Annotated in this window: 25 protein-coding genes and 1 pseudogene; 9 read left to right on the top strand and 17 right to left on the bottom strand. The window is 70.3% G+C overall.

From position 1 onward, the window contains the following. Window positions 1–21: 21 nt before the first annotated feature. Window positions 22–303, bottom strand: a complete 282-nt coding sequence (locus H9633_RS06780) for a hypothetical protein (protein ID WP_191712549.1) — start codon at window positions 301–303, stop codon at window positions 22–24. Window positions 304–373: 70 nt separating this feature from the next. On the opposite strand from H9633_RS06780, the gene H9633_RS06775 reads away from it, so the two are divergent. After that, on the top strand, window positions 374–1,537 hold the full coding sequence (locus H9633_RS06775) for a glycosyltransferase family 4 protein (RefSeq protein ID WP_191712548.1): 1,164 nt from the start codon (window positions 374–376) through the stop codon (window positions 1,535–1,537). A gap of 177 nt (window positions 1,538–1,714) precedes the next feature. Here H9633_RS06775 and H9633_RS06770 read toward each other — a convergent pair whose 3' ends face one another. Then, a complete protein-coding gene (locus H9633_RS06770; RefSeq protein WP_191712547.1) occupies window positions 1,715–2,773 on the bottom strand; it encodes an enoyl-CoA hydratase/isomerase family protein in 1,059 nt (352 codons plus the stop codon). A gap of 153 nt (window positions 2,774–2,926) precedes the next feature. Between H9633_RS06770 and H9633_RS06765 the strand changes: the two genes are divergently transcribed. Continuing rightward, window positions 2,927–5,155 carry an ABC transporter ATP-binding protein gene (locus H9633_RS06765; RefSeq protein WP_191712546.1) on the top strand — a complete coding sequence of 743 codons (2,229 nt, stop codon included), beginning with the start codon at window positions 2,927–2,929 and terminating at the stop codon, window positions 5,153–5,155. 68 nt (window positions 5,156–5,223) lie between these two features. Here H9633_RS06765 and H9633_RS06760 read toward each other — a convergent pair whose 3' ends face one another. From H9633_RS06760 to hemE, 11 genes are all read right to left on the bottom strand, one after another. Then, window positions 5,224–5,676 carry a hypothetical protein gene (locus H9633_RS06760; RefSeq protein ID WP_191712545.1) on the bottom strand — a complete coding sequence of 151 codons (453 nt, stop codon included), beginning with the start codon at window positions 5,674–5,676 and terminating at the stop codon, window positions 5,224–5,226. A gap of 119 nt (window positions 5,677–5,795) precedes the next feature. Then, window positions 5,796–7,112, bottom strand: a complete 1,317-nt coding sequence (gene hemL, locus H9633_RS06755; protein ID WP_191712544.1) for a glutamate-1-semialdehyde 2,1-aminomutase — start codon at window positions 7,110–7,112, stop codon at window positions 5,796–5,798. 106 nt (window positions 7,113–7,218) lie between these two features. After that, window positions 7,219–8,202: a porphobilinogen synthase gene (gene hemB / locus H9633_RS06750; protein ID WP_191712543.1), complete on the bottom strand. Its 984-nt coding sequence runs from the start codon at window positions 8,200–8,202 to the stop codon at window positions 7,219–7,221. Continuing rightward, on the bottom strand, window positions 8,199–8,996 hold the full coding sequence (locus tag H9633_RS06745) for a uroporphyrinogen-III synthase (protein ID WP_071642103.1): 798 nt from the start codon (window positions 8,994–8,996) through the stop codon (window positions 8,199–8,201). The genes hemB and H9633_RS06745 overlap by 4 nt, the downstream gene beginning before the upstream one ends. Window positions 8,997–9,007: 11 nt before the next feature. Further along, window positions 9,008–9,994: a hydroxymethylbilane synthase gene (gene hemC, locus H9633_RS06740; RefSeq protein WP_191712542.1), complete on the bottom strand. Its 987-nt coding sequence runs from the start codon at window positions 9,992–9,994 to the stop codon at window positions 9,008–9,010. Then, entirely contained in the window at window positions 9,991–10,668 is a 678-nt protein-coding gene (hemQ, locus tag H9633_RS06735) for a hydrogen peroxide-dependent heme synthase (RefSeq protein ID WP_191712541.1), read from the bottom strand. Before hemQ ends, hemC begins: the two co-directional genes overlap by 4 nt. Window positions 10,669–10,728: 60 nt before the next feature. After that, window positions 10,729–11,037 (bottom strand): hypothetical protein, encoded by a 309-nt coding sequence (locus H9633_RS06730; protein ID WP_071642082.1) that lies wholly within the window; start codon window positions 11,035–11,037, stop codon window positions 10,729–10,731. Continuing rightward, complete coding sequence (locus H9633_RS06725) at window positions 11,024–11,434, bottom strand: phage holin family protein (RefSeq protein WP_071642080.1); 411 nt, start codon at window positions 11,432–11,434, stop codon at window positions 11,024–11,026. The genes H9633_RS06730 and H9633_RS06725 overlap by 14 nt, the downstream gene beginning before the upstream one ends. A 3-nt stretch (window positions 11,435–11,437) precedes the next feature. After that, window positions 11,438–11,833 carry a hypothetical protein gene (locus H9633_RS06720; RefSeq protein WP_071642078.1) on the bottom strand — a complete coding sequence of 132 codons (396 nt, stop codon included), beginning with the start codon at window positions 11,831–11,833 and terminating at the stop codon, window positions 11,438–11,440. 128 nt (window positions 11,834–11,961) lie between these two features. Further along, a complete protein-coding gene (gene hemG / locus H9633_RS06715) occupies window positions 11,962–13,428 on the bottom strand; it encodes a protoporphyrinogen oxidase (RefSeq protein WP_191712540.1) in 1,467 nt (488 codons plus the stop codon). A 216-nt stretch (window positions 13,429–13,644) separates the two neighbouring features. Then, entirely contained in the window at window positions 13,645–14,658 is a 1,014-nt protein-coding gene (hemE, locus tag H9633_RS06710) for a uroporphyrinogen decarboxylase (RefSeq protein ID WP_191712539.1), read from the bottom strand. Between the two features lie 103 nt (window positions 14,659–14,761). Here hemE and H9633_RS06705 point away from each other — a divergent pair, with 103 nt between their 5' ends. Continuing rightward, on the top strand, window positions 14,762–16,024 hold the full coding sequence (locus tag H9633_RS06705) for a glutamyl-tRNA reductase (RefSeq protein WP_191712538.1): 1,263 nt from the start codon (window positions 14,762–14,764) through the stop codon (window positions 16,022–16,024). Between the two features lie 49 nt (window positions 16,025–16,073). Continuing rightward, entirely contained in the window at window positions 16,074–16,985 is a 912-nt protein-coding gene (locus H9633_RS06700) for an oxygenase MpaB family protein (protein WP_191712537.1), read from the top strand. Here H9633_RS06700 and H9633_RS06695 read toward each other — a convergent pair. Then, entirely contained in the window at window positions 16,982–17,644 is a 663-nt protein-coding gene (locus H9633_RS06695; RefSeq protein ID WP_191712536.1) for a hypothetical protein, read from the bottom strand. The two genes, H9633_RS06700 and H9633_RS06695, sit on opposite strands and share 4 nt — an antisense overlap. A gap of 107 nt (window positions 17,645–17,751) precedes the next feature. On the opposite strand from H9633_RS06695, the gene H9633_RS06690 reads away from it, so the two are divergent. Continuing rightward, window positions 17,752–18,324, top strand: coding sequence for an HhH-GPD-type base excision DNA repair protein (locus H9633_RS06690; protein WP_191712535.1), 573 nt, complete (start codon window positions 17,752–17,754; stop codon window positions 18,322–18,324). Window positions 18,325–18,334: 10 nt separating this feature from the next. Here the strand turns inward: H9633_RS06690 and H9633_RS06685 are convergent, their stop codons facing one another. After that, on the bottom strand, window positions 18,335–18,808 hold the full coding sequence (locus H9633_RS06685) for an adenylyltransferase/cytidyltransferase family protein (RefSeq protein ID WP_071642064.1): 474 nt from the start codon (window positions 18,806–18,808) through the stop codon (window positions 18,335–18,337). A 160-nt stretch (window positions 18,809–18,968) separates the two neighbouring features. Between H9633_RS06685 and H9633_RS06680 the strand changes: the two genes are divergently transcribed. Then, complete coding sequence (locus tag H9633_RS06680) at window positions 18,969–20,270, top strand: glycoside hydrolase 5 family protein (RefSeq protein ID WP_191712534.1); 1,302 nt, start codon at window positions 18,969–18,971, stop codon at window positions 20,268–20,270. Between the two features lie 33 nt (window positions 20,271–20,303). Beyond that, window positions 20,304–23,294 (top strand): alpha-mannosidase, encoded by a 2,991-nt coding sequence (locus H9633_RS06675; RefSeq protein ID WP_191712533.1) that lies wholly within the window; start codon window positions 20,304–20,306, stop codon window positions 23,292–23,294. A gap of 387 nt (window positions 23,295–23,681) precedes the next feature. On the opposite strand, the gene H9633_RS06670 is transcribed toward H9633_RS06675, so the two are convergent. After that, window positions 23,682–25,067, bottom strand: a complete 1,386-nt coding sequence (locus H9633_RS06670) for a glycine--tRNA ligase (RefSeq protein WP_191712532.1) — start codon at window positions 25,065–25,067, stop codon at window positions 23,682–23,684. A gap of 129 nt (window positions 25,068–25,196) precedes the next feature. Here H9633_RS06670 and H9633_RS13020 point away from each other — a divergent pair. Further along, a pseudogene (locus tag H9633_RS13020) lies at window positions 25,197–25,304 on the top strand (VOC family protein); the annotation flags it as partial. On the opposite strand, the gene H9633_RS06665 reads toward H9633_RS13020, so the two are convergent. After that, on the bottom strand, window positions 25,294–25,983 hold the full coding sequence (locus H9633_RS06665) for a GNAT family N-acetyltransferase (protein WP_191712531.1): 690 nt from the start codon (window positions 25,981–25,983) through the stop codon (window positions 25,294–25,296). The pseudogene H9633_RS13020 and the gene H9633_RS06665 sit on opposite strands and share 11 nt — an antisense overlap. A gap of 106 nt (window positions 25,984–26,089) precedes the next feature. Between H9633_RS06665 and H9633_RS06660 the strand changes: the two genes are divergently transcribed. Next, window positions 26,090–26,878 carry a TspO/MBR family protein gene (locus H9633_RS06660; protein ID WP_071642054.1) on the top strand — a complete coding sequence of 263 codons (789 nt, stop codon included), beginning with the start codon at window positions 26,090–26,092 and terminating at the stop codon, window positions 26,876–26,878. Window positions 26,879–26,916 lie beyond the last annotated feature (38 nt).

Genomic DNA, 26,916 nt, shown 5'->3' with positions numbered 1-26,916 from the left:
AGCCGGCGGCCCGATCGCGCTTCAGGAGAAGCTCATCCCGAACATCGTGGATGACGCGACGAACAGCAGCACTCCTCCGGTGGCGAACACGGCCTTGCGCTCGCTCGTTGCCGAATTCACAGCCGCAGTGACGGCGCCGATGACGCCGACCATACCGACGAATGCGAACCCGCGTGCCGCATCCGCATCATCGACGGCGAACATCAACACAGCGGCGATGGCCGCACTGACGACGCCCGCGCCCGCGAGCAATGCCCCGGCCACGGCCATGCGCCCATCTCGACGCTCGATCGACGTGCTCATGAGACCTCCTCGTCACAGCTCACGGTAGCGCACAGCGTCGGGCCGCACGACCCTGAATAGACTCGCTGTCATGCCCTCTGAGAACGCCGCCCGCCCTGCCGTGCTGATGGTGTGCGACTACTCGCTGAAGTACCTCGGCGGTGCGCAGACGGCTTTCATCCGTCAGGCGCAGGCTCTCGCCGGCGAAGGTGTGAGGGTTGTCGTCCTGGCACCGGATGCGGACGCTCTGACGTCAGACGGCATCACCACGGTCTCCCCGCCGAGGCGCGGCACGATCCCGGTGCTCGACCTGCCGCTGCTCGGACGGGCCCGCGATCTCGAGCCGCTGGTCGCCGCGACGATCCGTCGGCACGGTGTCGGTGCGGTCGTCCTGCACTCCGAGTTCGCAGTCGCGGCGGCCGCGATCGACGTGGCGCGCCAGCTGGGGATCCCCTCGCTGCACACCGTGCACACCTTCTTCTGGCGCGCTCCGGCAGCGCTGGCCCCATTCGCGCCGGTGGTCTCGCGCGTGCACCGCTCGCTCACCGGCATCCGGAATGGCGGCCGTTTCACTGGCAGCCATCCGCTGAACAATTCTCTGCGGACCATGACGCTGCGCGTCGCGGAGCGCGCCGACATCGTTCTCTCGCCCTCGAAGCACCAAGCTGTGGCGCTGCGCGATGCGGGCGCAGGGCGGGTCGAGGCGTTCTCGAACGTCGCCCAGCCGCTTCGGGTGGCCCCCGCGCCGGAGGACGAACCGCTGCGCCTGCTGTGGGTGGCGCGCTTCGCGCCCGAGAAGCGCGTCGACGTCGCACTCGACGCGATGCGCCTCGTTGTCGAGCGTCTCGGTGAGGGCCGGGTGCACCTCGACGTCGCCGGCGGCACGCACCGACCCGTGCCGGGCGTGACCTTCCACGGATCGGTTCCGGGTGAACGAGTCGGCGAGCTGATGGATGCCGCGGATGCCGCCCTCATCACCTCGCTCGGCTTCGACAACCAGCCGATGGTCGCGCTCGAGGCGTTCGCGCACGGACGCCCGGTGATCGTCAGCGACCCCGTGCTCGCGACGGAGTTCGGCGACGCCGCGCTCGGCACCCCCAGTCCGGATGCTGAGGGCCTGGCCGACCTGATCATCCGGCTCGCGGCCGACCGCGCGCTGCTCGCGGCTCCGCGCGAGGCCGCGGTCGCGTATGCGAGCGAGCGGGTGGCCGCCGCCCACGTCGCGCGACTGCTGGAGCTCGTCGCCTCGGTCTGACCGCTCATCGCCTCAGTCTGACCACTCATCGGAGGTAGGCGAACCCGCGAACACAGGCGAATACCGCGCAGAATCACCTACGTCGGGCTGTTGACCTACCTCGAGCGGGCGCGCTCAACGACAGCGCCGCCCCAGCGAGCGCCGCCCCAGCGGGCGAAGCACCTGCAAAGGCCCGGCTCAGAACAGCGCCGGCTCGGGCACGTAGGCGCGCGCCGGCGCACCGGCATCCGGCGGCAGGTCGGCGACGGTCGCGGGCTGCCACTTCGGATTGCGGTCCTTATCGACCAGCTGAGCACGGATGCCCTCGACCAGGTCGGGATGACTGTGTCCGAACCACATGACCCGGCGGTACTCGCCCTCGAGCGCCTCCCGCACGCCGCTCATCGTCCGCGCCTCGCGCACCGCATCGAGCGTGACGGCGAGGGCGGTGGGCGAGAGCTCCTCCAGCGTCGCCAGCGCAGTCGCGGCATCCTGAGCATCCGATTCGCGCAGCCGCTGCATGATCTCCCCCACCGTGTCGGCCGAGAACGCCTCGTCGATCCACACCCGCGCGGCGGGCAGCTGCGACGGCTCCGGCGTCTCGTCGAACAGCAGGGTCAGCTCGTTCGGGGTGCCCGGGTCGGCGCGGGTGGCGAGCGCGTCGCGCAGGCCGTCGAGGTTCTCGGACGGCACGTGATGATCGGCGAAGCCCAGATACAGGGCATCCGCCGCGCTCATGCTCTGACCCGTGAGGCCGAAGTACTCGCCCAGCCGACCCGGCGCCCGGCCGAGCAGCCAGGTGCCGCCGACGTCGGGAGTGAAGCCGATGCGCGTCTCGGGCATCGCCAGACGCGAGCGCTCTGTCACGATGCGCACGGCGGCGTGGCCGGCGAGGCCGATGCCACCGCCCATCGTGATGCCGTCTGCGAAGACGACAATGGGCTTGGGGTACTCGGCGATCAACGCGTTCATCGCGTACTCGGCGCGGAAGAACTCCGCGATGTGATCGGGATGGCCCGCGGTGATCGAGTCGTACAGGGCACGCACGTCGCCGCCCGCGCAGAGGCCTCGATCGCCGGCACCGTCGATCAGGACGGTCTGCACGTCGGTGTCGTCGACCCATGCGGTGAGCGCTGCGGTGATCTGCTCGATCATCCCGAGATCCAGTGCGTTGATCGCGCGGGGACGATTGAGCGTGATGCGTCCGAGCGAGCTGTCGGTGCGAACGAGGACGGTGGCGGCTTCGGTGTCGGTCACGCCTGTCAGGCTACTCCGCTTCCCGATCTGCTCCGATCTGCTCCTATCTGCCCCGATCTGCGCACGAGGATGCCCGTTTCCGGCAGGTGAAGCGCGGATTCTCCCAGGTTTCCGCGAAGATGGAAGAGATTGTCCCGAACAGGAGAGGTCGCCATGCCCGAAGGACAGGTGCTCGAGTTCACCCAGGTCACAAAGCGCTTCGGCGCGGTGACCGCCGTTTCCGACCTCTCCGTCCGCGTCGAGCCGGGCGCTGTCACCGGATTCCTCGGGCCGAACGGCGCAGGGAAGACCACGTCGCTGCGCATCCTGCTCGGCCAGATCCGTCCGACCTCGGGCACCGCGACCATCGGCGGTGCAAGCTACTCCGACCTGCGGCACCCGCTGCGCACCATCGGCGCCGTCCTCGAGGAGTCGGCGTACCGCCCTCGCCGCACCGCGAGTCGCCAGCTGATGCTCGCCGCCAAGGCGAACGGCATCCCGTCCGCTCGGGTCGCCGAGGTGCTGCACCTGGTCGGCCTGCAGGACGACGGCGACACCCGCCTCGGCAGCTATTCACTGGGTATGCGGCAGCGTCTCGCCGTCGCGTCGGCGCTGCTCGGCGACCCGGGCGTGCTCGTGCTCGATGAGCCGGCCAACGGACTCGACCCCGAGGGCATCCGATGGATGCGTCTGCTGATGCGCCGCCTGGCGGATGAGGGTCGCACCGTGCTTGTCTCGTCTCACGTGCTGAGTGAGATCGAGCAGGTCGCCGACGACGTCGTCGTGCTCTCGAAGGGCCGTGCGGTGCACGCCGGTCCGATCTCGGAGCTCGCGGATGCCTCGGGCGGCGCGGTCGTGGTGGATGCCGAGAACCGCGCACCCCTGATCACCGCGCTGTCGGCTGCGAAGCTCGACTTCGACGTGCTGCGCTCGGGCGTCACCGTGCGCGATTCTGACTCGGCCGCCGTCGGCGCCGTCGCCGCCGAAGCCGGTGTCGCGCTGACCATGCTGCAGCAGCGCGGCCCCAGCCTCGAGGAGGTCTTCCTCGACCTCGTCTACGGCCGCCGCGCCGACAGCCCGCGCCTCGACACCTCCGCGAACCGGGTGGCGCACGCGTCGGATCCGGTGAATGCGACCGCCGCTGCCGACGCTGCGCCGGGCACCGCTCCCGACGCCCCGGCCGCCCCGGCCGCCCCGGCCGAGACGGATGCCGCGGATGCCGACGCTGCTGCGGAGCACGCCGACACCGGGGACGCCGGCGCTGCCGACGCGGCCCTCGTCGCGGGCGGCATGCCGTTCTCGGGCGCGGCCGCTCTCGTCGCCGATGGCGGCGCCGTCGCAGCAGCCGGTGCCGGATACGGGGCGGCCCCAGCCGACACGGATGACGCGGATGACGCGGATGAGGCCGTGTCGGAGGACTCCGGCACCGATCCCGACTCGGGCGCGGATGCCGACACGGACGCGGATTCCGGCCCGGAGGCCGACGCCGCGGCCGACGCCGACGCCGAGGCCGAGGCCGCTGACTCGGACGCGGATGCCGACGCGGACACCCAGGCCGACGCGGGCGCGGACGCCGACTCGGGCGCGGTGGACGACGCCGACATGGGCTCGGATGCCGATACGGACTCGGACACGGACACGGACGCGGACGCCGATGCCGCGCAGACGACCGACCTGGACGCCGCGACGGCGACCGACCTGGACGCCGCGACGGCGACCGATGTCGAGGCAGACGCCTCGTCGGCGGCGGACGAGGATGCCACCCGCGACCACGTCGACGAGTCCGCTTCAGGCGCTGGCACCGGCGCGGAAGACGCCACAGACGCAGGTGCCGCCACCAGCACCGAGACCGACGGCGCCGACGCAGACACGGATTCAGACGCAGCCGCAGCCGACGACGCCGACATCGACGCCGGCACTGACGGCACCGACGCGGACGACACTGTCGCCGACGACGAGACCACTCACTCGGACGAGACGCGGCCGCTCATCCTGCCGCTCGCGACCGAGGCGGTGACGCTGCCGTCAGCATCCGTCGAGCCGACCTTCACCGAGCTGATCACGGGCCTGCCCGCGTCGGTCACCACCGAAGGGTCCGAGAACGCGGCTCCCGCGACCGAGGCCATCTCGATCGTGACACCCTCGCTCTCGGGCGACGATGACGATGACACGGTCGACGACGGCGACGACGACCCGCGGCTCGCCGCCATGCGCACTTCGCTGTCGGCCGCGGCCAGCCGCTTCTTCGACGGCCCGGCTCCCGACTACCCGTACAGCTCGCGTGCCCAGCGCCGCGAGGAGTCTGCTGAGGCGGATGCCGATGCCGCGACAGAGGGCTCTGACGTAGACCCGAGCACCGACCCCGCTTCCAACGACGGCGACCAGGGCCACCAGGAGCGCTGACGACTCGCTGCGTCGCCCCGCACGGTCGGAGATCTCACGGTCGGCGGGCGCGGCACACGCCGCTTCGGTCAGACGGTGCGCGGTCGCGGACGGATGACCGGACGCGGGCGCTGCTTCTGCACCGGCACCGAGCCGGTCGCGATGTCGACGACATCCTCGGGCTGGTCGCTGACCTCGAGCCGGAGAGCCTGGGTCAGCGCGAGCCCGTGCCGGGTGGTGAGGATGAGCCTCTGGAACTGCGCGTCGCCTTCGAGGTCGATCACGACGCTGGGCTTTCTGCGCCGGATCAGCACGAAGTCGGTGGTCTCGGCGGCCTTCCACGTGCCGGCGGCGAGGACGCCCGGGATGTACGTGCCGGGTCCCGGCACACCGCGGAGCCAGGTCCAGGCATCCTGAGTCAGCTGCACCTTGGTGATGTGCTCGCGCTCGACCCGCACGTTCTGGCGGTGGAAGGTCGAGGCCCGCTCGATCGGCGAGAGCACGATCTCAAGTCGCGTCTGATCCAGCAGCAGGGTCACCATGCGTCCAGTCTGCCAAACCGCGCGAGCGACGCGCACGCGACTTGCTGACAGGAGCGCAACGATCCTCTTGTGCTGAACCGGCAACCCCGAACGGGGATGCGCAGACCGCGACGGTCGGGTCAGGCGGATGCCGCGGCCGCAGCCGCCGCGGGCAGTGCAGCCTCGATGGCGGCGAGCTCATCGTCGCCGTGCGCGGCCGTGAGGAACCACGCTTCGAACACGCTGGGCGGCAGCGCCACGCCCTGCTCGCGCATGGAGTGGAAGAACGGGGCGTACCGGAACGACTCCTGCGTCTGGGCGGTCGCGTAGTCGCGCGGAGCCTCGGGCAGGAAGGCGACACCGAACAGGCTGCCAGCCCTGGGCACCGAGTGCACGACGCCGGCGTCGGTGAGGGCCGCGTCCAGCGACGCAGCCAGCCGCCCGGCCGCGGCGTCGATGTGTGCGTAGACCTCGGGCGTCGCGAGCCGCAGCGTCGCGATCCCCGCGGCCACCGACAGCGGATTCCCCGACAGCGTGCCCGCCTGGTAGACGGGACCGACCGGGGCCAGCATGTCCATGACCGCGGAGCTGCCACCCAGGGCCGCGAGCGGCATCCCGCCACCGACGACCTTGCCGAACGTGATGATGTCGGGAACGTACTGCTCGCCCGCCTGCTGCTGCAGCCCCCAGAACCCGGCGGGGTGCACGCGGAAGCCGGTGAGCACCTCGTCGAGGATCATCAGCGCGCCGTGCGCGTGGGCGGTGTCGGCGATGAGCTTGTTGAAGCCGGGCAGCGGTGCGACCACGCCCATGTTCGCCGAGGCCGCCTCGACGATCACCGCGGCGATCCGGTCGCCGTGCTCGGCGAAGACCGCGGCCAGGGCATCCGGGTCGTTGTAGTCGATCACGAGTGTCTGCGCGGCGATCGGCGCGGGCACGCCGGCCGATCCCGGCAGCGCGAGCGTGGCGACGCCGGATCCTGCCGCGGCGAGCAGCCCGTCGGAGTGGCCGTGGTAGTGGCCGGCGAACTTCACCAGCAGGTCGCGTCCGGTGGCACCGCGGGCGAGGCGGATCGCCGTCATGGTCGCCTCGGTGCCCGTCGAGACCAGGCGCACCCGCTCCACCGGGCGGACGTCGCCGTGGCGCACCCGCTCGGCGATCAGCTGCGCGAGCTCGACCTCGCCCTCGGTGGGTGCTCCGAACGAGAGGCCGCGGGTCGCGGCATCCTGAACCGCCCGCACCACCTCGGGCTGCGCGTGACCGAGCAGCGCGGGGCCCCACGATGCGACGAGGTCGATGTACTCGCGTCCCGCGGCATCCGTCACGCGGGCGCCGGAGGCGGATGCCAGGAACCGCGGGGTCCCGCCGACCGAGCCGTACGCGCGCACCGGCGAGTTCACGCCGCCCGGGATCACGGAGCGGGCGGTGTCGAACAGGGAGTCGTTGCGGTCGGTCATCGGATTCCTCTACTTCTCGACCCGCCCATCGCTCCGGTATGAGTTCGTGCCGCGTCGCGGCGATGCAGACGGCACGAACTCATACCGGAGCGAGTGGCGGTGGGGGTCAGGGGGTGCGGAGCCAGCGGGCCGCCTCGACGGCCCAGTAGCTGAGGACGGCGTCGGCGCCGGCCCGGCGGATCGACATGAGCGACTCGAGCACGGCGGCGCGGCGGTCGATCCAGCCGTTCGCCGCGGCGGCCTCGATCATCGCGTACTCGCCCGAGACCTGGTACGCCCATACCGGCACGTCGACCGCGTCGCGCACCTCGCGCAGCACGTCCAGGAACGCCATCGCCGGCTTGACCATCACGATGTCGGCGCCCTCGTCCTGATCGAACAGCGCCTCGCGCACGCCTTCGCGGCGGTTGCCCGGATCCATCTGGTACGTGCGCCGGTCACCCTGCAGCTGCGAGTCCACCGCCTCTCGGAACGGACCATAGAAGGCGCTGGCGTACTTGGCCGAGTAGGCGAGCAGCAGCGTGTCGTGGAAGCCCTCGTCGTCGAGCGCTTCGCGGATGACCGCGACCTGCCCGTCCATCATGCCGCTGAGGCCCAGCAGCTGAGATCCCGCGCGGGCCTGCGCGAGCGCCATCGACGCGTAGCGCTCGAGTGTGGCGTCGTTGTCCACCGCTCCAGCCGGGGTCAGCACACCGCAGTGGCCGTGGTCGGTGAACTCGTCGAGGCACAGGTCGGTCTGCACGACCAGGGCGTCACCGACCTCGGCGGCCAGCGCCGTCGCGGCGACGTTGAGGATGCCGTCGGGATCGTCGGCGCCCGATCCGATCGCGTCGCGCTCGGCCGGCACCCCGAACAGCATCACCCCGCCGAGACCGGCCTCGGCGGCGTCCGCCGCGGCCGCCTTCAGCGAATCGAGGGAGTGCTGCACGACCCCCGGCATGGAGCCGATCGGCGCGGCGTCGGTGAGGCCCTCGCGCACGAACATGGGCAGCACCAGCTGACGCGGCTCGAGCGACGTCTCGCGCACGAGGTCGCGCACGGGAGCCGACTGGCGAAGGCGGCGCAGCCGTGCGTCGGGGAAGCGACTCACGGCGCGAACTCGTCTGCCGCGTGCGGAAGAGTGAACCGCGAGACCGTGTCGATCAGCGCGTCGACCGTCTGCTTGTCGGCGATGGCCGTGACGGGAAGGCCGGCCTTCTCGGCATCCTTCGCGGTACGGGGGCCGATCGCGGCGAGCATCGTCGTGTCGGGGATCTCGGGGAACTGCTCGCGCACCTGCTTGGCCACCGAGCCGCTGGTGATCAGGATCGCGTTGATGCGGCCGTTCTCCACGTCGCGGCGGATGCGCTCGGTGACCGGCACGCCGACGGTGCGGTAGGCGACCACGCTGTCGACGTCGTGCCCTGCCTCCGTGAGCATGACCGAGAGGACGGGCTTCGCGATCTCGCTGCGCAGGGTGAGGACGCGCTGCGCGTCGGGTTCGATCGAGATGATCTTCTCGGCCATCCCGGCCGCGGAGTTGTCGAGCTCGGGCATCAGCGCGACGTCGTACCCCACGGCCTGCAGAGCCGCCGCGGTCGTCTCACCGACGGCGGCGACCTTCGTCTTCGACGGTATCGCGACGCGATGCGCGTACAGCACGTCGACCGTCGTGGCGCTGGTGATGGTCAGCCAGTCGTACTCGCCGGCCTGCAGACGAGCGAGCGCCGCGTCGAGGGCGTCCTGGTCGGTGGTCGGGGCGAAGTTGATGAGAGGCGCCACCACCGGCACCGCACCCATCGCGCGAAGACTGGCGGCGACGCTATCACCCCAGGGGCCACCCCGCGGCACGAGAACGCGCCAGCCGTCGAGCGGCCTGGCGGTCTTGGTTTCGGAAGCAGTCATCTCGATCACTCTCAGGGGAGGAGGTCGGCCGCTCCCTGTTCGAGCAGCCGATGGGCCGCAGAGTCGCCGAGCTCACGAGCCGTGCGCACCGGGTCTGCACCATCGGCAGCATCCGCTCCGTTGCCGCTGCCGTTCCGTCGAATATACCCCCTGTTCAGGGGCTCGGAGACGTCGAGTCCGATTCGGCGGCCGCCACCGGGCTCGTACACGACGGCTCGCAGACGGATGCTGTCTCCCGTGACGACCGCGTGTGCCCCCATCGGAGCCTGGCAGCCGGCCTCGAGTCCCGCCAGCACGGCTCGCTCCACCGTCACCGCGATGCGGGTGTCGAGGTCGTCGAGGCGGCTGAGCGCATCGAGCAGCTCCGCCGGTGCATCCGCCGTCGTCTCCACGGCGAGCGCACCCTGCCCCGGCGCTGTCGGCCATTCGGTGAGACCCAGCTCTTCGCGGCGCAGGGTCGTCTCCGAGCCGAGACGCGTGAGACCCGCGGCGGCGAGGATCACGGCATCCAGCTCACCCGACGACACGCGCTCGAGGCGGGAGTCCACGTTGCCGCGGATGTCGACCACCTCGGCGTGCGGCGCGCGGCGGCGCACCTGCGCGATGCGGCGCGGCGAGCCGGTGCCCACCGTGCTGCCGTGACGCAGCTCGTGCAGGGGTGTGCCGCCCCGCGTGATGACGACGTCCCTGGCATCCGCTCGCTGCGGGGTTGCCGCGATGACCAGCTCGGCGGGCACGGCGGTCGGCAGATCCTTCAGGGAGTGCACGAGGATGTCGCACTCGCCCGCGATCAGCGCCTCCCGCAGACGGTTCGCGAAGATGCCGGTGCCGCCGATCTCTGACAGGGATGCCCGGTTCGTGTCTCCCTCCGAGACGATCGGAACGAGTTCGACCGGACGCCCGGCGATCGCGGCGAGCGCGTCGGCGACGTGCCCGGACTGCGCCTGTGCGAGCGCGCTGCGGCGGGTGCCGAGACGGATCGGGGCGAGCGCGGTCACTGAAGCACTTCGGCGATCTCGTCGAGACGCAGGCGGCGCCCCGTGTAGAAGGGCACCTCCTCCTTCACGTAGCGACGGGCCTCGGTGTAGCGCAGGTCGCGCATCAGATCGACGAGCTCGGTCGGCGAATCGGACTCGAGAGGCAGCAGCCACTCGTAGTCGCCGAGTGCGAAAGCCGCGACGGTGTTGGCGATCACCCCGGTGAAGGCTGCGCCCTTGCGTCCGTGATCGGCGAGCATCTTGCGGCGCTCGGACTCCTCGATCAGGTACCACTCGGGGGTGCGCACGAACGGGTAGAGGCAGAGCCACTGCTTGGGCTCGACGCCGCGCAGGAAGCCGGGGACGTGCGCGCGGTTGAACTCCGCGTCGCGGTGCACGCCCATCACGTTCCACACGGGCAGCAGGTTGCGCAGCAGCTCGGTGCGGCGCAGGCGGCGCAGCGCACGCTGCAGCTCCTCGACGGTGTCGCCGTGCAGCCACACCATCAGGTCGGCGTCGGCCTTCAGGCCGCTGACGTCGTAGAAGCCGCGGACGCTCACCCCAGAGCTCTCGATGTGGCCGACGAGCGCCTCGAGCTCGCTCTCGTCGGTCTCGATCGTCGGCGCGTCGGGGTTTCGACGCCAGACGGCCCACAGGGTGAATCCGGACGGGTTGTCATCGCGCGTTTCGGACATGCTTCCAGTCTGCCCCTTCTCAGCGAAGGGGGCGAACTCGACGGCGGGCCGTCGGCGTCGTCAGCGCGAGATCGCGCGCGCGAGCACCCACACGAGGCCGCCGACGGCAGCTGCGGCCGCGACCACGGCCGCGCCCGCCGCGGGCGGATTGCGATGGGCGAACGCGCGGGCGCGCACGACGCCCCGCGAGGTCGCCTTCTCGATGCGACGAGGGAAGTTGCCCCGCACCTCGATCGCCGCGAGCGCCGCACGCAGTTCGGCGCGAGCCGAGGCGACGGGATCGGTGATTCCCGCCGGCACGACCGTGCGGGGAACCTCGGTGGTGGTCAGGGCGGCGTTGGGCAGCGCCGTCTTCTCAAGATCGGTCATTGGCGGAGTCTCCCTTGATGATGCGCACATCGGTGGCGACGGCCTGACCCGGGTTCTGGCGCTTCATCACCTTGCGGAACCGCGCCAGACCGAGCAGAGCGAAGATCACGATGAACACGAGCAGCAAGCCGAACACGGCGAGGGCCGAGAGCCAGGCGGGCCACCACGAGCTCAGCCCGATGATGCCGAAAGCCAGCAGCACCGGGATCGCCCAGAACAGCAGGAACAGCACGATGACGAACCACAGCCCGCCCATGCCGGCATCCTTTGCCGTGCGCGAGACCCACGCCTTGGCGGCGTTGATCTCGGCGGTGACGAGGTTGCGCACCAGCTCGGGGAGGTCCCCGAGCAGGGTCAGCAGGCTGTCGTCAGCGCGGTCGCGGTATCCGCGGAGCATGCGTCAGCCCTTGTTCTTCGGCGCGACGCCCTCGGAGCCGACCGGCTTGGCGGGCGCCATCGTGCCGCCCGAGGGGGAATCGTGCGACTCCTTGGCGTCGGCCACCTTCTCGGCCGCGTCCTTCGTCGCGTCGATCGCGCCGTCGAGCTTCTCACCGGGAGTGCCCGACTTCGAGACGGCCTTGACGACCTTCACCGCACCGGTCCAGACAGCACCGGGAACAGCAGCGGCCTGCGACTTCGCGAAGTCCTGCACGCGGGAGACCTGCTCCTGCACGGGATCGAGGTTCCAGACCTTCATCCACTGCGTCCGGATCTGCTCGTAGCGCTCGCGTCCTGCTCGGCTGCCGAGGACGTAGCCCGCGCCGAGTCCGATGACGAGTCCGATCTTTCCCTTCATGAGGGCCTCCTGACGTTGGTTACGGCCTCTTTCGCGTTCCAGGGTAACCACATATTCCTCGTTCGGCATCTACCCTTGCGCCGGAGGCCGGTTGGATGTAACGGGTCGGCCGCGGAGCGGGCATCCGATCAGTCCCAGAGCAGGCTCGCGCGCAGCCGATCGGCCTCGGCCACGGCATCCGGAACCACCTGCGCGAGCCCGGTACCGGCCACCCACGCACCCACCACTCCCAGGCCGCGTGTGGCGGTCACCGCCTGGCGCACCGCCGCTCGCCGCTCGGTGGCCCCGATCAGCGAAGTCGGCTGAGCCTGCACGTACCGTGCGCGGTGAGCGGCGAGCAGCTGGGTGGGGTGCAGAGTGACGCCGAGCAGAGCGGATGCCTCGGACAGCGCCAGCGCGGCGGCCGCGTCGTCGTCGAGGTCGGCCGTCGCCGCCGGCTCGCCCTGGCTGCCGAACGACACCCGCACGAGGTGGCGGCCCGCGGCGGCCTCGCGCAGCCAGCCCCACTTCGCGGTGGAGTGGGTGAGCGCCTTGGCCGTGTGACTGCCCGGCACGGTGAGCACACCGCTGCCGCGGGGGGCTGAGTCGAGCTCGGGGGCGTCCAGCAGCAGCGTGACGATCTCGATCTCCGGAGCGTCGCCGGCATCGCCGAGGCCGGCGACGTGCGCGTCGACGAGCTCACGCGCGGAGGGCTCGGCGGTGGCCACGATGACGCCGGTGGCGCGCAGCGACGCCTCACCCTCGGCATCCGGATGCTCGCCCTGCGCCGACTCGATCGCGACCGTCCAGTCCGCGCCGTCGCGCTCGAGGCGAATCACGCTTGTGCCGGTGCGGATGTCGGCCCCGTACGCGACGAGGTCGGCGCGCAGCGCCTCGACCAGACGGCCCATGCCGCCGACCAGCCCGAGCACCGCAGACCCCGGCGCGGTGCCCTTGCGCTCGGCCGCGAGCAGGCCGACCGCTCCGGTCAGCGACCCGATGCGGGTGAGCGCGGCGTTGAGACCGGGCGCCGCGACGTCGGTGTCGACCTCGTCGGGATCGGCCGAGTACACGCCCGCCGTCACCGGGGCGACGAGACGGTCGCGGACCCGATCGCCCATCCGCGTGCTGACCAGCTTGCCGAGGCTGCGCTCGTGCCCGATGGTCAGCGGCGGCCGCAACCGGTCGACGTACGCCCGCCACGCGCCGCGCCACCCGATGATGCGACGCACGTCATCCTGGAAGGGGTTCGCCGGGATGCCGAGCAGGCTCCCCTTGGGAAGGGGTGCGTCCGGGGCATCCGGGATGCCGCTCAGCCATGCTCCGCCGCCTTGCGGCGGCACGACCTGGTCGGCGAGGCCGAGCTCGTCGACCAGCGCCTTCACGTGTCCACCGCGGGTGGCGAAGCTCTCGGCACCCGCGTCGACGAGGATGCCGTCGAGATCGGCGGTGCGGATGCTGCCGCCCAGCGCGTCAGCGGCTTCGAGCAGGGTCACGCGCATGCCGACCTTCGCGCATTCGCGGGCGGCGACCAGGCCGCCGATCCCGCCGCCGACGACGACGACGTGCTGCTGCGCCGCTCGCGCGGCGAGTTCGGGGGAATGCTCGGAGGTCATGCCCCGATTCTTCCACCGGGGGCTATGCACCGGATGCCCGACGCCGCCGTGCATGACCCGAGGGAGCCGCACGGGCTGCGAAGGCCGGGCCGGAGGGCTTGCGAGCACCCGACCGGGCCCCGGCGAGACCGGCGGGACCGGCGGCACCGGCGGGACCGGCGGGACCGGCGGCACCGGCGGGACCGAGCGGGACCGCCGGGTCGGACTCGATCCGGGTCAGAGCTCGCCGTGCGCGAGCTGCACGATGCGGGTGAGCTGATCGGGGTCGGTCTCGGGCGGGACGCCGTGTCCGAGGTTCAGGATGTGCCCCTTCGCCCCGCGTCCGCGAGCGATGACATCGCGGACGTGTGCCTCGAGCACCGGCCACGGCGCCTGCAGCATCGCGGGATCGATGTTGCCCTGCACCGCCGTGTCGGGGCCGACGATGCGGATCGCCTCGTCGAGCGGCATCCGCCAGTCGACGCCCACGGCATCCGCAACGCCGTCCAGCCGCATGTCGGCGAGGAAGGGGCCGGTGCCGACGCCGAAGTGGATGCTCGGCAGCCCGATCCCCTCGAGTGCCGCCTTCGAATGAGGGGCGATATGCGCGCGGTAGTCGGCCGTGCTCAGCGAGCCGGCCCACGAGTCGAACAGCTGCACGACCGAGGCGCCCGCGTCGCGCTGGATCTCGAGGAAGCGACGCGAGATGCGCGAGAGCCATCCGGCCAGCGCGTTCCACGCCTCGGGGTCGGCGTGCATCATGGCGCGAGCGCGCAGGTGCTCCTTCGAGGGACCGCCCTCGATCAGGTACGCGGCGAGGGTGAACGGCGCACCGGCGAAGCCGATCAGCGGGGTGTCGCCCAGCTCGGCGACGGTCAGGCGCACGGCCTCGGCCACGGCGGTGCCGTCGAGGTCGGCGGGGTCGATCTGCGTGATGCGTGCGACATCGTCAGCGGTGCGCACCGGGTTGGCGAACACCGGACCGCGGCCGGGTTCGATCTCGACCTCGACTCCTGCCAGGCGCAGCGGGATCACGATGTCGCTGAAGAACACCGCGGCGTCCACCTTGTGCCGACGCACCGGCTGCAGGGTGATCTCGGATGCCAGGTCGGGGGTGAGGCAGGCATCCAGCATCCGGGTGCCGACCCGCAGCTCGCGGTACTCGGGCAGCGACCGCCCGGCCTGACGCATGAACCAGACGGGGGTGCGCTCGGGGGCCTCGCCGGCGAGCGCGCGCAGCAGATCACTCATGCCGCCATCCTCGCACCGCGTGCCTATGCGTGCGGTGGGGTTCGGATGTCGGGTTAGGTCGCCCTTGGATGCCTCCCACAGCAACGCGACGTAGACTTGTCGGGTGCTGCTCTGCGTGACGGCGAGTCACAAGACCGCCTCTTTCGAACTGCTCGAACGCCTCAGCCGCCAGCCCGAGACCGTCGCCCCCAGCCTGATGGCTGCGGGTGTGCAGGGAGCCGTCGTGCTCGCCACCTGCAACCGATTCGAAGCCTACGTCGAGGCCGAGGAGGTGGACTCGGAGGCGGTCATCGAGACGGTCGCGCAGGCCACCGGCATCCCCTCCGCAGACCTCGACGGCTCGTACCAGGTGGTCGAAGACTCCCACGTGGCAGAGCACCTGTTCGCCGTCGCCTCCGGTCTCGAGTCGGTCGTGTCGGGCGAGGGTGAGATCGCCGGTCAGGTGCGCCGCGCCCTCAGCGGTGCGCGTGAGCAGGGCACCACCTCCCCCCAGCTCGAGCGTCTGTTCCAGCGGGCCAGCCAGGCCCAGCGCAAGGTGAAGAACGTCACCGCTCTGCACCGTGCCGGCCGCTCGCTCGTGCGCCTTTCGCTCGAGCTCGCCGACAGCCGCATCGCCGACTGGAGCACCCAGCGCGTGCTGCTCGTCGGCACCGGTTCGTACGCCGCCGTCACGCTCGCCTCGCTGCGCCAGCGCGGCGCCGTCGACATCTCGGTCTACTCCCCGTCGGGGCGCGCTGTGCCGTTCGCGCAGAAGCACGGCATCCGTCCGGTCTCACCCGGCGATTACGCGAACGTCGCGCAGCACTCGTCGCTGCTGATCACCTGCACCTCCGCCGAGATGGTGCTGGGGCCTGCGCAGTTCGAGCGTCGCCCGGATGCCGCTGCCGGATGCCCGGTCGGCACCCACTCGCAGCTCGTCATCGACCTCGGCATGCCGCGCAACGTCGATCCCGCCGTCGCGCAGCTCGAAGGCGTCGCGCTGCTCGACCTCGAGACCATCCGCCTGCACGCCCCGCTCGAGGAGCTGCACGCGACCGATGCCGCGCGTCACGTCGTGCGCGAGGCTGCGGAGAGCTTCCACCTCGACGGCTCGCGTCAGAGCGTGACCCCCGCGGTCGTGGCGCTGCGCACCCACATCTTCGGTCTGCTCGAGGCGGAGATCGACCGTGCCCGACGCCGCGGCGACGAGAACGGCCGCGTCGAACAGGCCATGCGCCACCTCGCCGGTGTGCTGCTGCACACCCCGACCACGCGCGCTCACGAGCTCGCCGCCGAGGGCCGTGCCGACGAGTTCCACGCCGCGCTCGAGACGCTGTACGGGCTGAGCGCCGAACCGAACACCGCGTCCGACGCCGCGACCGCCTGAACGAGCGCGCTCCAGCCCCGCGCCACCCGAGACGTGCGACGCTGAGAGCATGACGCAGCGCACACCCCTGCGAGCGCGACTGCTCACCGCGCTCAGCGGTGACCCGGACGGGACCCCGAGGTGGGTCCGCGAGCTCGCCGAAGGCGATGACGAGGGCTGGTTCGCCGACGGCGGTGCCGCGTGGACGGTGCACGCGGGCATGGGAACGCTCGTCGCCGGCATCCGGGCGCTGCTGATGCAAGCTCTGCATCCCGGCGCGATGGCGGGGGTCCACGACTTCTCGCGCTACCGTGAAGACCCCATCTCCCGCCTCAACGGCACGGTGCGGTGGGTGCTGAGCGTGACCTACGGGTCGCGCGAGCAGGCGGAGCGCGAGACGGGACGGGTGGCTCGACTGCACCGCAGAGTCACCGGCGAGTACACCGCGGGAGACGGCACGGAGCGAGAGTACAGCGCCTCCTCCGCGGACCTCGTCGAATGGGTGCACCTCGCTTTCGCCGACGCGTTCCTCACGGCGCATGAGGTGTGGGGAGGGCCGATTCCGGGCGGGGCAGACGCGTATGTCGCCGAATGGGCGATCGCCGGGCGCCTGATGCGGGTGCCGGATCCGCCCACGAGCGAGGCGGAGCTGCGGAAGCGACTGCGCGGATTCCTCGAGCGCGGCGAGCTGCGCGCAGACGAACGCACCCGCGACATCGTGGCGTTCCTGCGACGCCCGCCGTTCACCGGCACCATGGGCATCGCCTACCGCGTGCTGTTCGCCGCGGCCGTGGCCACGATCCCCCGTCACTACCGCCGCATGCTGGGTGTTCGTCGCAGTGTTCTCCCGGTTGTGACCGCGACTCGAATCGTGCTCGCCGTGGCCGAGAGATCGCTAGGCTCCGGACCTCGTGCGCAGGATTTCGCGCGGCGCCGGCTCGCCGGCCTCGCTGCCTCGCGCCGTGCCGGCGAGGCCGCCTAGAACGGCAGGTTGCGGGATCCCGGAGGGGCGATCAAGAGACCAGTGATCTTGCCAGAACCGTTGTAGGCGACCCGGCCGATCCATTCGCCCGCCTCGTGACGCAGCGTCGCCTGTACGATCGCGCCGCTCGCGAGCACCCTGTTGGCGAACTTGCTGAGCGCGTTCGCGCCGTCGGGAGTCTGCACCGTGAGGTCACTGGGCGACTCGAGCCGTCCTGTCTCGGCGACGACCTGATTCCACACTCCCTGGATCTTCCGCTTGCTGAGCGTGCGGGCGCAGGTGTAGGTCATCTGCGTTCGCACTGCTTCGTAGTCGCCCGCATCCAGGCGTTCGAACACCGCACGAGTTCGATCCATGAGGTCGATCATCTGCTCACCCATCTCCATCTCCTTCTGGGGGCGCGCAACCGCACCTCCGAACCGCTTGAACGCGGCTTGTCGGCTCACGCCGAGCGCATCGCCGATCGCCTGCCACGAGACCCCGGCGGCACGCGTCGCGACGACGAGATCGACCAGCCGTGCCTGCGACCGACGCACCAGTTGATCGGCTTGCCGGATCGCAGCGGCGTCATCGACCGGGACGCCAACCGCTCGTGCCTCCTCGACCGTTGCCGCGAGTGCGGACAACGGAATCTCATCACCCGGGGACTGATCGGCCATCTCTCAGACCATAGAGACAGTTCGCATGCGCGTCAACCTATGGTTTACATGCGCAAGGCTGGGACAGCCGATCCATGCGGGCAGTGCGGGGATGCAACACTGGGGGCATGGCCCTTCACATCACCGGAGACACCGCCGCCGACGATCTGCTCACGAACAACCCGCTGGCGCTGCTGGTCGGGATGCTGCTCGACCAGCAGGTGCCGATGGAAACGGCATTCGCCGGGCCGCTGAAGATAGAGCAGCGCACCGGAGCCGCCGACGCCGCCGCGATCGCGGGGATGGATCCGGATGCCTTCCTCGAGGCGTTCAAGCAGACGCCGGCCGTGCACCGCTTCCCGGGCTCCATGGCCGCGCGCGTGCAGGCGCTCTGCCAGACGCTCGTGGACGAGTGGGGCGGAGACGCCTCGGCGCTCTGGACCGACGGCGACCCCGACGGACCCGAGGTGCTCAAGCGGCTCAAGAAGCTCCCGGGTTTCGGCGAGCAGAAGGCGAAGATCTTCCTCGCCCTGCTCGGCAAGCAGTACGGCTTCACCGGTGCGGGCTGGCGTGAGGCATCCGCTCCCTACGGCGAACGGGAGGCGTTCCGCAGTGTCGCCGACATCGTCTCGCCCGAGTCGCTGACCAAGGTGCGCGAGCACAAGAAGGCGATGAAGGCGGCCGCCAAGGCGGCGAAGTGAGGCCGGCCGCTCAGCCGCGGGCGAGGCGCTCGGCTTCCTTCGCGGCGACGATCTTGCGCAGGCCCGAGCTCGAGAAGCGGTGGTTGCGGCTGTTGAAGTACAGCTCGATGCCCGCCTCCTCGCAGTAGCTGCGGCCGGTGAAGTCGCGCTCCTCGTACTCGTCTCCGACGATGCGCACATCGAGCTTGAACGAGCGCAGGATGTCTTCGAGGTCCTGCTCGGTGGAGTAAGGGACGATCTCGTCGACGTACTCACAGCCGCGCAGCTGGATGTAGCGCTCGACGACGGTCTGCGTCGGAGCGTTCTTCTCGGGGCGGTCGAGCGTCGGGTCCATCTGCAGACCGCAGATCAGGTAGTCGCACTGCCGCTTGGCCTCGGCGAGCATCATGATGTGCCCGGCGTGCAGCAGGTCGAAGGTGGAGAAGGTGATTCCCACCCGCGGTCCGGGGTTGTAGTCCTGGTGCTTCTTGACGGTCTCGCTCATGGCGTCCTTCCGAGTGTGCTTCAGAAGATTCTATGGGGACGCAACTCGGGTAACCGACGCACCGCAGCGGCGCACGGTGGTGGGATACGCTCGACAGAATCGTGACGACCACGCGTCAGAGGGTGCTCGACCTCTGACCGGCCATGAAGGAAGGACAGCGATGTCCACCACGGCTTCGGCCGCTGCGCCCCTCCGCTTCGGGGCGAACTACACGCCCTCCACGAACTGGATGCACTCCTGGCTCTCGCTGAACCTCGACGACGTCCGCCGGGACTTCGCCGACCTCGCCGATCTCGGTCTCGACCATGTGCGGATCTTTCCGCTGTGGACCGTGCTGCAGCCGAATCGCTCGCTGATCCGCGCCGAGGCGGTGGCCGACGTGCGCGCCGTCGTCGACGCGGGCGCGGAGTTCGGGCTCGACGTCAGCGTCGACGTGATCCAGGGGCATCTGTCGAGCTTCGACTTCATCCCCTCGTGGCTGTACACCTGGCACGACAAGAACATGTTCACGCACCCCGACGCACTGAGCGGGCAGGTCGCGCTCCTCGAGCGGCTTGCCGAGTCGCTCGGCGATGCGAAGAACTTCCTCGGATTCACCACCGGCAACGAGACCAATCAGTTCTCCGCGTCGGTGCACCCCTCTCCGTGGCCGGTGACCACCGCCGAGGCGGCGAACTGGATCACCACGCTGCTCGACGCGGCCGAGTCGAGCGCTCCCGACCAGGAGCACGTGCACAGCGAGTACGACGCCGCCTGGTACCTCGACGGGCACGGCTTCACCCCCGCTCTCGCGGCACGCCTGGGCGCCATGACCACCGTGCACTCCTGGATCTTCAACGGCACCGCGCAGCGGTACGGCGGCCGCTCCGCAGCATCCGACCGCCACGCGGAGTACATGATCGAGGTGTCGCGCGCGTTCGCCACCGACCCGCGGCGCCGCACGTGGCTGCAGGAGGTCGGTGCCCCCTCGAACTGCCTCACCGACGACGAGACGCCCGGCTTCCTCGAGGCGACCGTGCGAAACGCCGCCCGCACCGATGACCTCTGGGGCGTCACATGGTGGTGCTCGCACGACGTCAGCCGCTCGCTCGTGGACTTCCCCGAGCTGGAGTACTCCCTCGGCCTGATCGACCAGTCAGGTGCGGCCAAGCCGATCGGTCGGCGCTTCGCCGAGATCATCCCGGAGCTGCGCGAGCGCGGTCCGCGGGTGCCCCGCGAGCTGGGCATCGTCATCGAGGTCGATGGCGACGACACCCCGGTCAGCCGCGGCGCCCTCGCGCCCGGCGGGCCGATCTTCGAGGCGTGGGTGCAGGCCTGCGAGAGCGGCGTCGATGCGGCCTTCGTGACGTCGACGCAGGCTGCGGATGCCCGCGTGCTGGCATCCCGCGGGATCACCGAGCTGGTGCATCCGGATCTCTCGCAGCCGGTCGCCACCTACTCGTCGAACAACACCGTCGTCTGACCATCGCCGCGTTCCGCACCGCAAAGGACCCCGATGCACGAAGAGACCTCGCTCACCGTCGGACGCGTAAACCGGGTGCTCACCGAGCGCGTCCGCCCCGCCATCCACTCGGCCCGGATGCCGCTTGAGATCGCCGTGCACCAGCTGCCCGGCGAGCCCATCGCCCCCGCCGAGGGCCTCGCCCTCGACTTCACGCCGTTCACCGCCGGCAGCATGTGGGGTCCGGCCTGGGGCACCACATGGTTCCGCGTGCGCGGCGAAGTGCCCGCCGAGTGGGGCGGCAAGAAGGTCGAGGCGCTCATCGACCTCGGCTTCGACATCAACATGCCCGGCTTCCAGTGCGAGGCGCTCGTCTACCGCCCCGACGGCACGCCCGTGAAGAGCATCAACCCCCGCAACCAGTGGGTCCCGATCGACGCCGTCGCCGGGCACACCGTCGAGCTCTTCCTCGAAGGCGCGGCCAACCCCGTGCTGCTCGACTACCACCCCTTCCTGCCCACGCAGGAGGGCGACATCCGCACCTCCTCCCCCGAGCCGCTGTACCGTGTGCGCCACATGGACCTCGCGGTCTTCGAGCCGGAGGTGTTCGACCTCTCGCTCGACCTCGAGGTGCTGATCGAGCTGCAGGCCGAGCTGCCCGAGACGAGCCCGCGCCGCATGCGCATCCTGCAGGCACTCGACAACGCACTGGATGTACTCGACCTGCAGCGCATCGTCGATACCGCCGGCGACGCCCGCGCGCAACTGGCCGATGTGCTGGCATCTCCCGCCGACGCCAGCGCGCACCGCATCGCCGCGATCGGCCACGCGCACATCGACTCGGCCTGGCTGTGGCCGGTGCGCGAGACGATCCGCAAGGTCGCCCGCACCACCTCGTCGATGACAGCGCTCATCGACGAGCAGTCCGAGTTCCTCTACGGCATGTCCAGCGCCCAGCAGTACGCGTGGATCAAGGAGCACCGTCCCGAGGTCTTCGAGCGGGTGAAGGCCGCCGTCGCGGACGGCCGCTTCCTGCCGCTGGGCGGCATGTGGGTCGAGTCCGACACGGTGATGCCGACCGGCGAGTCACTCGTGCGCCAGTTCTCGCACGGCCAGCGCTTCTTCGAGCGCGAGTTCGGCATCCGGTCGAAGGGCGTCTGGCTGCCCGACAGCTTCGGCTACTCCCCCGCCCTGCCGCAGCTGATGCGCCGGGCCGGGTTCGAGTGGTTCTTCACGCAGAAGATCTCGTGGAACCAGCGCAACGTGTTCCCGCACCACAGCTTCCTGTGGGAGGGCATCGACGGGTCGCGGATGTTCACGCACTTCCCGTCGATGGACACCTACAATTCCCAGCTCTCCGGCATGGAGGTCGCCAAGGCCTCGCGCCAGTTCAAGGAGAACCGCGTCGCCACCATGTCGATCGCCCCGGTCGGCTGGGGCGACGGCGGCGGCGGCACGACCCGCGAGATGACCGGCAAGGCGTTGCGTCTGGCTGACCTCGAGGGTTCGGCGAAGGTCGAATGGAAGCATCCGGATGCCTTCTTCGACGATGCCAAGGCCGAGCTGACCGACCCGGCCGTCTGGGTCGGCGAGCTGTACCTCGAGCTGCACCGCGGCACGCTCACCAGCCAGCACGCCACCAAGGCTCTGCACCGCTGGGCCGAGCAGGCGCTCATCGAGGCCGAGCTGTGGGCGGCGACAGCCGCCGTGCAGTTGGGCGCGGAGTACCGGTACGACGAGTTCGACCGGCTGTGGCAGCTCGTGCTGCTGCACGAGTTCCACGACATCCTGCCCGGCACGTCGATCGCGTGGGTGCACCGTGAGGCCGTCGAGGTGCTCTCGCAGGTGCTGGCGGATGCGGAGCAACTGTCAGCCGCGGCACGCCAGGCTCTCGCGGGCGACGGCGATCGCGCCCTCGTGTTCACACCGACCTCGGTGGGCGACGGTCGCGCGCTCGGCGCTGCCGAGCTCGCGCACCCTCAGGCATCCGCCTCGCTCGCGGAGACCGCGGACGGCTACGTTCTCGAGAACGACCTCGTCGTGGTCACGGTCTCGGCGTCGGGCCTGATCACCTCGGCGATCGACAGGGCCACCGGCCGCGAGACCATCCCCGCAGGAAAGCCCGCGAACCTGTTCCAGCTGCACCAGGACTTCCCGAACATGTGGGATGCGTGGGACATCGATCGCTACTACAAGAACCGCGTCGACGATCTCACCGGCGCCTCATCCGTCTCGGCATCCGTCGTCGACGGGGCCGCCGTCGTGAAGGTCGTCCGCGAGTTCTCGCAGTCGACCATCGCGCAGACGATCGTGCTCGCAGCGGACTCGCGCACGGTCATGCTGCGCAACGACATCGACTGGCACGAGACCGAGAAGCTGCTCAAGCTCACCTTCCCGCTCGACATCTTCGCGCGGGAGACTCTGGCCGAGACGCAGTTCGGCTTCCAGCGCCGCGTCACGCACGTGAACACGAGCTGGGAGGCGGCGAAGTTCGAGACCTCGATGCACCGGTTCGTGCTCGCCCAGGAGGACGACGGCTTCGGCGCCGCCCTGATCAACGACTCGATCTACGGCTACGACACCTCGCGCGACGTGGACGGCGACGACGTGACGACCACCGTGCGCCTGTCCCTGCTGCGCGCTCCGCGCTTCCCCGACCCTGATACCGACCACGGCCACCACCAGATCGAAGTGGGTCTGGTGATCGGAGCGGATGCCGAGATCGCGACGGCGGAGGGCATCAGGCTCAACGCGCTGACGACGCTCGTGCGCGGCGCGAACGAGGTCGGCCCGCTGGTCTCGGTGACCGGCACGGGCATCATCGTCTCGTCGGTGAAGCTCGCCGACGACCGCTCGGGAGACGTGATCGTGCGCGTCTACGAGTCGCTCGGCCGCCGCACGCAGGGCGAGCTGTCGATCGGGTTCGAGCACACCGGCGTCCGCGAGGTGTCGTTGATCGAGGACGACCTCGAGAACGCGCGCACCGGCACCGCCCTGGCACTGAAGCCCTTCGAGGTCCGCACGCTGCGCATAACCCGCCCCTGACGCAACCGCTTCTCGCTCCGGTATGAGTTCGTGCCGCCTGGACCCGCTCCCGGCGGCACGAACTCATACCGGAGGGCGGTGGGTGTGGGGTGGGGTGGACGGGGGGTCTTATCGAGAGGGAAGGAACGGGAATTCTTTCGCACGAGAGGTCGCGCAAGAAGGCGTTCTCTGGTCGAGGCTGGAAGCAAGCATCCACATCCGCGCGAAGGAGCCACGAACATGGACCGCGAGAACGACCTCATCGACACCGACGCACTGCTGCACATCGGCCGCCCCTACTGGTTCGACCGTCACCCGTCGCAGGCCGAGGGCGAAGACTTCTGATCAGGCGCTGAGAGGACGGAGCCCCGATTCACCTATGTGAGTCGGGGCTCCGTCATGAAGTCATCAGGCGCCGCGCAGGCGCTCGGACAGGTACGCCTCGAGGTTCTCGAGCGGCACGCGCTCCTGGCCCATCGTGTCGCGGTCGCGCACCGTGACGGCGTTGTCGTCGAGCGAGTCGAAGTCGACGGTGACGCAGAACGGGGTGCCGACCTCGTCCTGACGGCGGTAGCGGCGGCCGATGGCGCCGGCATCGTCGAAGTCGACGGTCCAGCGGCCGCGCAGGGTGTCAGCCACCTCCCGCGCGAGCGGCGAGAGTCGCTCATTGCGCGAGAGGGGCAGCACGGCCATCTTGACGGGAGCCAGCCGCGGGTCGAGCCTGAGCACCGTGCGGGTGTCGGTGCCGCCCTTGGCGTTCGGCACCTCCTCCTCCTCGTACGCGTCGACGAGGAAGGCCATCATGGCGCGGGTGAGGCCGAACGACGGCTCGATCACGTAGGGCGTGTAGCGCTCTCCGGATGCCTGATCGAAGTACGTCAGCGACTGACCCGACGCCTCGCTGTGCGAGGACAGGTCGTAGTCGGTGCGGTTCGCAACGCCCATCAGCTCGCCCCACTCCGAGCCCTGGAACCCGAAGCGGTACTCGAAGTCGATGGTGCCCGCCGAGTAGTGCGCGCGCTCATCCTCCGGAACGTCGAACTGACGCATGTTCTCGGGGTTCACCCCCAGGTCGACGAACCAGTTCCAGCACGCCTCGACCCAGTGGTCGAACCACTCCTTCGCCTCGGCGGGAGGCACGAAGTACTCGATCTCCATCTGCTCGAACTCGCGGGTGCGAAAGATGAAGTTCCCGGGGGTGATCTCGTTGCGGAACGCCTTGCCGACCTGGCCGATGCCGAACGGCGGCTTCTTGCGCGATGCGGTGAGCACGTTCGAGAAGTTCACGAAGATGCCCTGCGCCGTCTCGGGGCGCATGTAGTGCAGACCCGACTCGTCGTCGACGACGCCCAGGTAGGTCTTCACAAGACCGGAGAACGACTTCGGCTCGGTCCACCGGCCGCGGGTTCCGCAGTCGGGGCAGGCGATGTCGGCCATGCCGTTCTCGGGCTGACGGCCCTTCTTGGCGACGAACGCCTCGATCAGGTGGTCTTCGCGGTGGCGCTTGTGGCACTGCAGGCACTCGACGAGCGGGTCGGAGAAGGTCGCGACGTGACCCGATGCCTCCCACACGCGCTTGGGCAGGATGATCGACGAATCCAGGCCGACCATGTCGCCGCGCCCACGCACGAAGGTCTGCCACCACTGCCGACGGATGTTCTCCTTCAGCTCGGTGCCGAGGGGGCCGTAATCCCATGCCGAACGCGAGCCGCCGTAGATCTCACCCGCTTGGAAAACGAACCCGCGGTGGCGGGCGAGGGCGATGACCTTGTCAAGACGGGACTGTTCGGCCACGGTGGCTCCAATGGTCGGATGCTGCGGGTGAGGAGCCCGTGAACACGGGCATCCCAATCCTACCCGCGCCGCGTTACGGCCTCGAAAGGAGACGCGGGTGGATGCTGGAGGCGTCTCAGTCACCGGCGCGCATGGGGTGGGTACTCGGGGTACTTCGCCGACCCCGACGGGTTCCGCTGGGAGGTCGCGGTCAACCCCGGCGACACCGGGGCCTTCGTGCTGCCGCCTACTCGGTGAACAGGTAGCCTCGGTCGTTGTCGAAGCCAGCGATGCGCAGGCCGCGGCCGAGCAGCTGCTCCATCTCGCCGCGCAGGCGCAGCCGCCACTCATGCGCGGCGGCGGGGTCGCTGACGCGCATCGTCTCGACGTCGGAGGGGATCTCGAGTGTGGCGACGACCGCATCGGATGCCGGGGGCCTGGCGATGTCGGCGAGCGACCACTCCACGTCGAGCCGATCGCTCTCGTCTCCCGCGTCGCCGCCGCCGAAGATGCCGTAGCGGTTCACCGAGTAACCGCTCACCCGCGCGCCGAGCACGGTGAGGAAGAAGTGCGCGTTGCGCGCGACCAGCGGGTCATACGTCCAGGTGATGCGGCCGACCTCACGCGAGAACGCCCACTGCCGCTGATGCTCCTTGAGCTCGCGACCCCAGCCGCGACCGCGGTACTCGGGCAGCAGCGCCGTGATGTGCGAGTGCATCGTGCGCCGCGCGGGCTCGCCGAAGAACGCGATCGAGGCGCCCACCATCCGGTCCTCGCCCTCACTGTCGTCGAAGAGCCCGACGACGTAGTTGCCCGAGTGCTGGAGCGCGCGCAGGGTGCCGGCGTCGATGACGCGGTTCTCGCCGCGGATCGAGTCCAGCAGCTCCTGGGCGTCGATGATCAGTTCAACGGTGTCGAGATCTCGAATCGTGCGCACCGTGCCAGCGTACCGGGGCGGTCAGCAGGCCGGGAAGGCTTCGCCGCCGCCCTCGGACTTGTCAACCCTGGCGAGCTGCTCGCCTACGACGAGTATCGTCTTGGCCATGAACAGCACCGGACGCGACATCATGAGGCAGTCGACCATCATCGCCGCGGCGGTGTTCATGATCATCGGGGCCGCCGTCGGCGGCGGCGCGTTCGGCGGAGAATCCGTCACCGAACTGCAGAACGGTGCCCTGTCGGCCGAAGGGTCTTACCTCGCTCCGGCCGGCCCGGCGTTCGGGATCTGGACGCTCATCTACCTCGGCCTCGCCGCGTACACGGTCTGGCAGGCGCTGCCTGCTCAGCGTGACAGCTCGCGTCAGCGCGCGATCGGCTGGTGGGTCGCGGGATCGATGGTGCTCAACGGGCTGTGGCTGGTGACCGCCCGCTACCTGAACCTCGTCGCAACCGTGATCGTGATCGCGGCGCTGCTCGCCGTGCTCGCTCGCATCATCGTCCTGCTCGGCCGCGACCGGGCATCCGGCCTGGTCGATCTCACCCTCTTCGACGGCGTGATGGGGCTGCACTTCGGATGGGTGACCATCGCGACGGTCGCGAACACCGCCGCGTGGCTGACGCAGACCGTTCCGGCCGGCCTCGGCGAGCAGGCGGATGCCTGGGGTGTCGCCGTGCTCGTCGTCGTCGCCGTCATCGGCGCGGCCAGCGCACTCGTCACCCGCCGCCTCGCTCCCGCCCTCGCGACGTCGTGGGGCCTGGTCTGGGCGGCCATCGGCCGGCTGAGCGGCGAACCGGAGAGCACGCCGATCGGCATCACGGCTCTCATCGTCGCCGCGATCATCCTCGTCGCCGGGGTGATCGGGCTGCTGCGAGCGCGCCGCGCAGCGCGCTGACCGGCGCCCACGGGCGGATGACCGCGAGGGCGCGCGCG

The organism is Microbacterium commune (assembly GCF_014836945.1).
GTDB lineage: Bacteria > Actinomycetota > Actinomycetes > Actinomycetales > Microbacteriaceae > Microbacterium > Microbacterium commune.
Note: the sequence above shows the minus strand (reverse complement) of the source record. Positions and strands in the feature narration are given on the sequence as shown.

Bases quoted from the DNA above. Each gene is read 5' to 3' on its own strand.
- H9633_RS06780 (WP_191712549.1), bottom strand. From the start codon at position 303: ATGAGCACGTCGATCGAGCGTCGAGATGGGCGCATGGCCGTGGCCGGG.
- H9633_RS06775 (WP_191712548.1), top strand. From the start codon at position 374: ATGCCCTCTGAGAACGCCGCCCGCCCTGCCGTGCTGATGGTGTGCGAC.
- H9633_RS06765 (WP_191712546.1), top strand. From the start codon at position 2,927: ATGCCCGAAGGACAGGTGCTCGAGTTCACCCAGGTCACAAAGCGCTTC.
- H9633_RS06760 (WP_191712545.1), bottom strand. From the start codon at position 5,676: ATGGTGACCCTGCTGCTGGATCAGACGCGACTTGAGATCGTGCTCTCG.
- hemL (WP_191712544.1), bottom strand. From the start codon at position 7,112: ATGACCGACCGCAACGACTCCCTGTTCGACACCGCCCGCTCCGTGATC.
- H9633_RS06745 (WP_071642103.1), bottom strand. From the start codon at position 8,996: ATGACTGCTTCCGAAACCAAGACCGCCAGGCCGCTCGACGGCTGGCGC.
- hemQ (WP_191712541.1), bottom strand. From the start codon at position 10,668: ATGTCCGAAACGCGCGATGACAACCCGTCCGGATTCACCCTGTGGGCC.
- H9633_RS06730 (WP_071642082.1), bottom strand. From the start codon at position 11,037: ATGACCGATCTTGAGAAGACGGCGCTGCCCAACGCCGCCCTGACCACC.
- H9633_RS06725 (WP_071642080.1), bottom strand. From the start codon at position 11,434: ATGCTCCGCGGATACCGCGACCGCGCTGACGACAGCCTGCTGACCCTG.
- H9633_RS06720 (WP_071642078.1), bottom strand. From the start codon at position 11,833: ATGAAGGGAAAGATCGGACTCGTCATCGGACTCGGCGCGGGCTACGTC.
- hemG (WP_191712540.1), bottom strand. From the start codon at position 13,428: ATGACCTCCGAGCATTCCCCCGAACTCGCCGCGCGAGCGGCGCAGCAG.
- hemE (WP_191712539.1), bottom strand. From the start codon at position 14,658: ATGAGTGATCTGCTGCGCGCGCTCGCCGGCGAGGCCCCCGAGCGCACC.
- H9633_RS06700 (WP_191712537.1), top strand. From the start codon at position 16,074: ATGACGCAGCGCACACCCCTGCGAGCGCGACTGCTCACCGCGCTCAGC.
- H9633_RS06695 (WP_191712536.1), bottom strand. From the start codon at position 17,644: ATGGCCGATCAGTCCCCGGGTGATGAGATTCCGTTGTCCGCACTCGCG.
- H9633_RS06690 (WP_191712535.1), top strand. From the start codon at position 17,752: ATGGCCCTTCACATCACCGGAGACACCGCCGCCGACGATCTGCTCACG.
- H9633_RS06685 (WP_071642064.1), bottom strand. From the start codon at position 18,808: ATGAGCGAGACCGTCAAGAAGCACCAGGACTACAACCCCGGACCGCGG.
- H9633_RS06680 (WP_191712534.1), top strand. From the start codon at position 18,969: ATGTCCACCACGGCTTCGGCCGCTGCGCCCCTCCGCTTCGGGGCGAAC.
- H9633_RS06675 (WP_191712533.1), top strand. From the start codon at position 20,304: ATGCACGAAGAGACCTCGCTCACCGTCGGACGCGTAAACCGGGTGCTC.
- H9633_RS06660 (WP_071642054.1), top strand. From the start codon at position 26,090: ATGAACAGCACCGGACGCGACATCATGAGGCAGTCGACCATCATCGCC.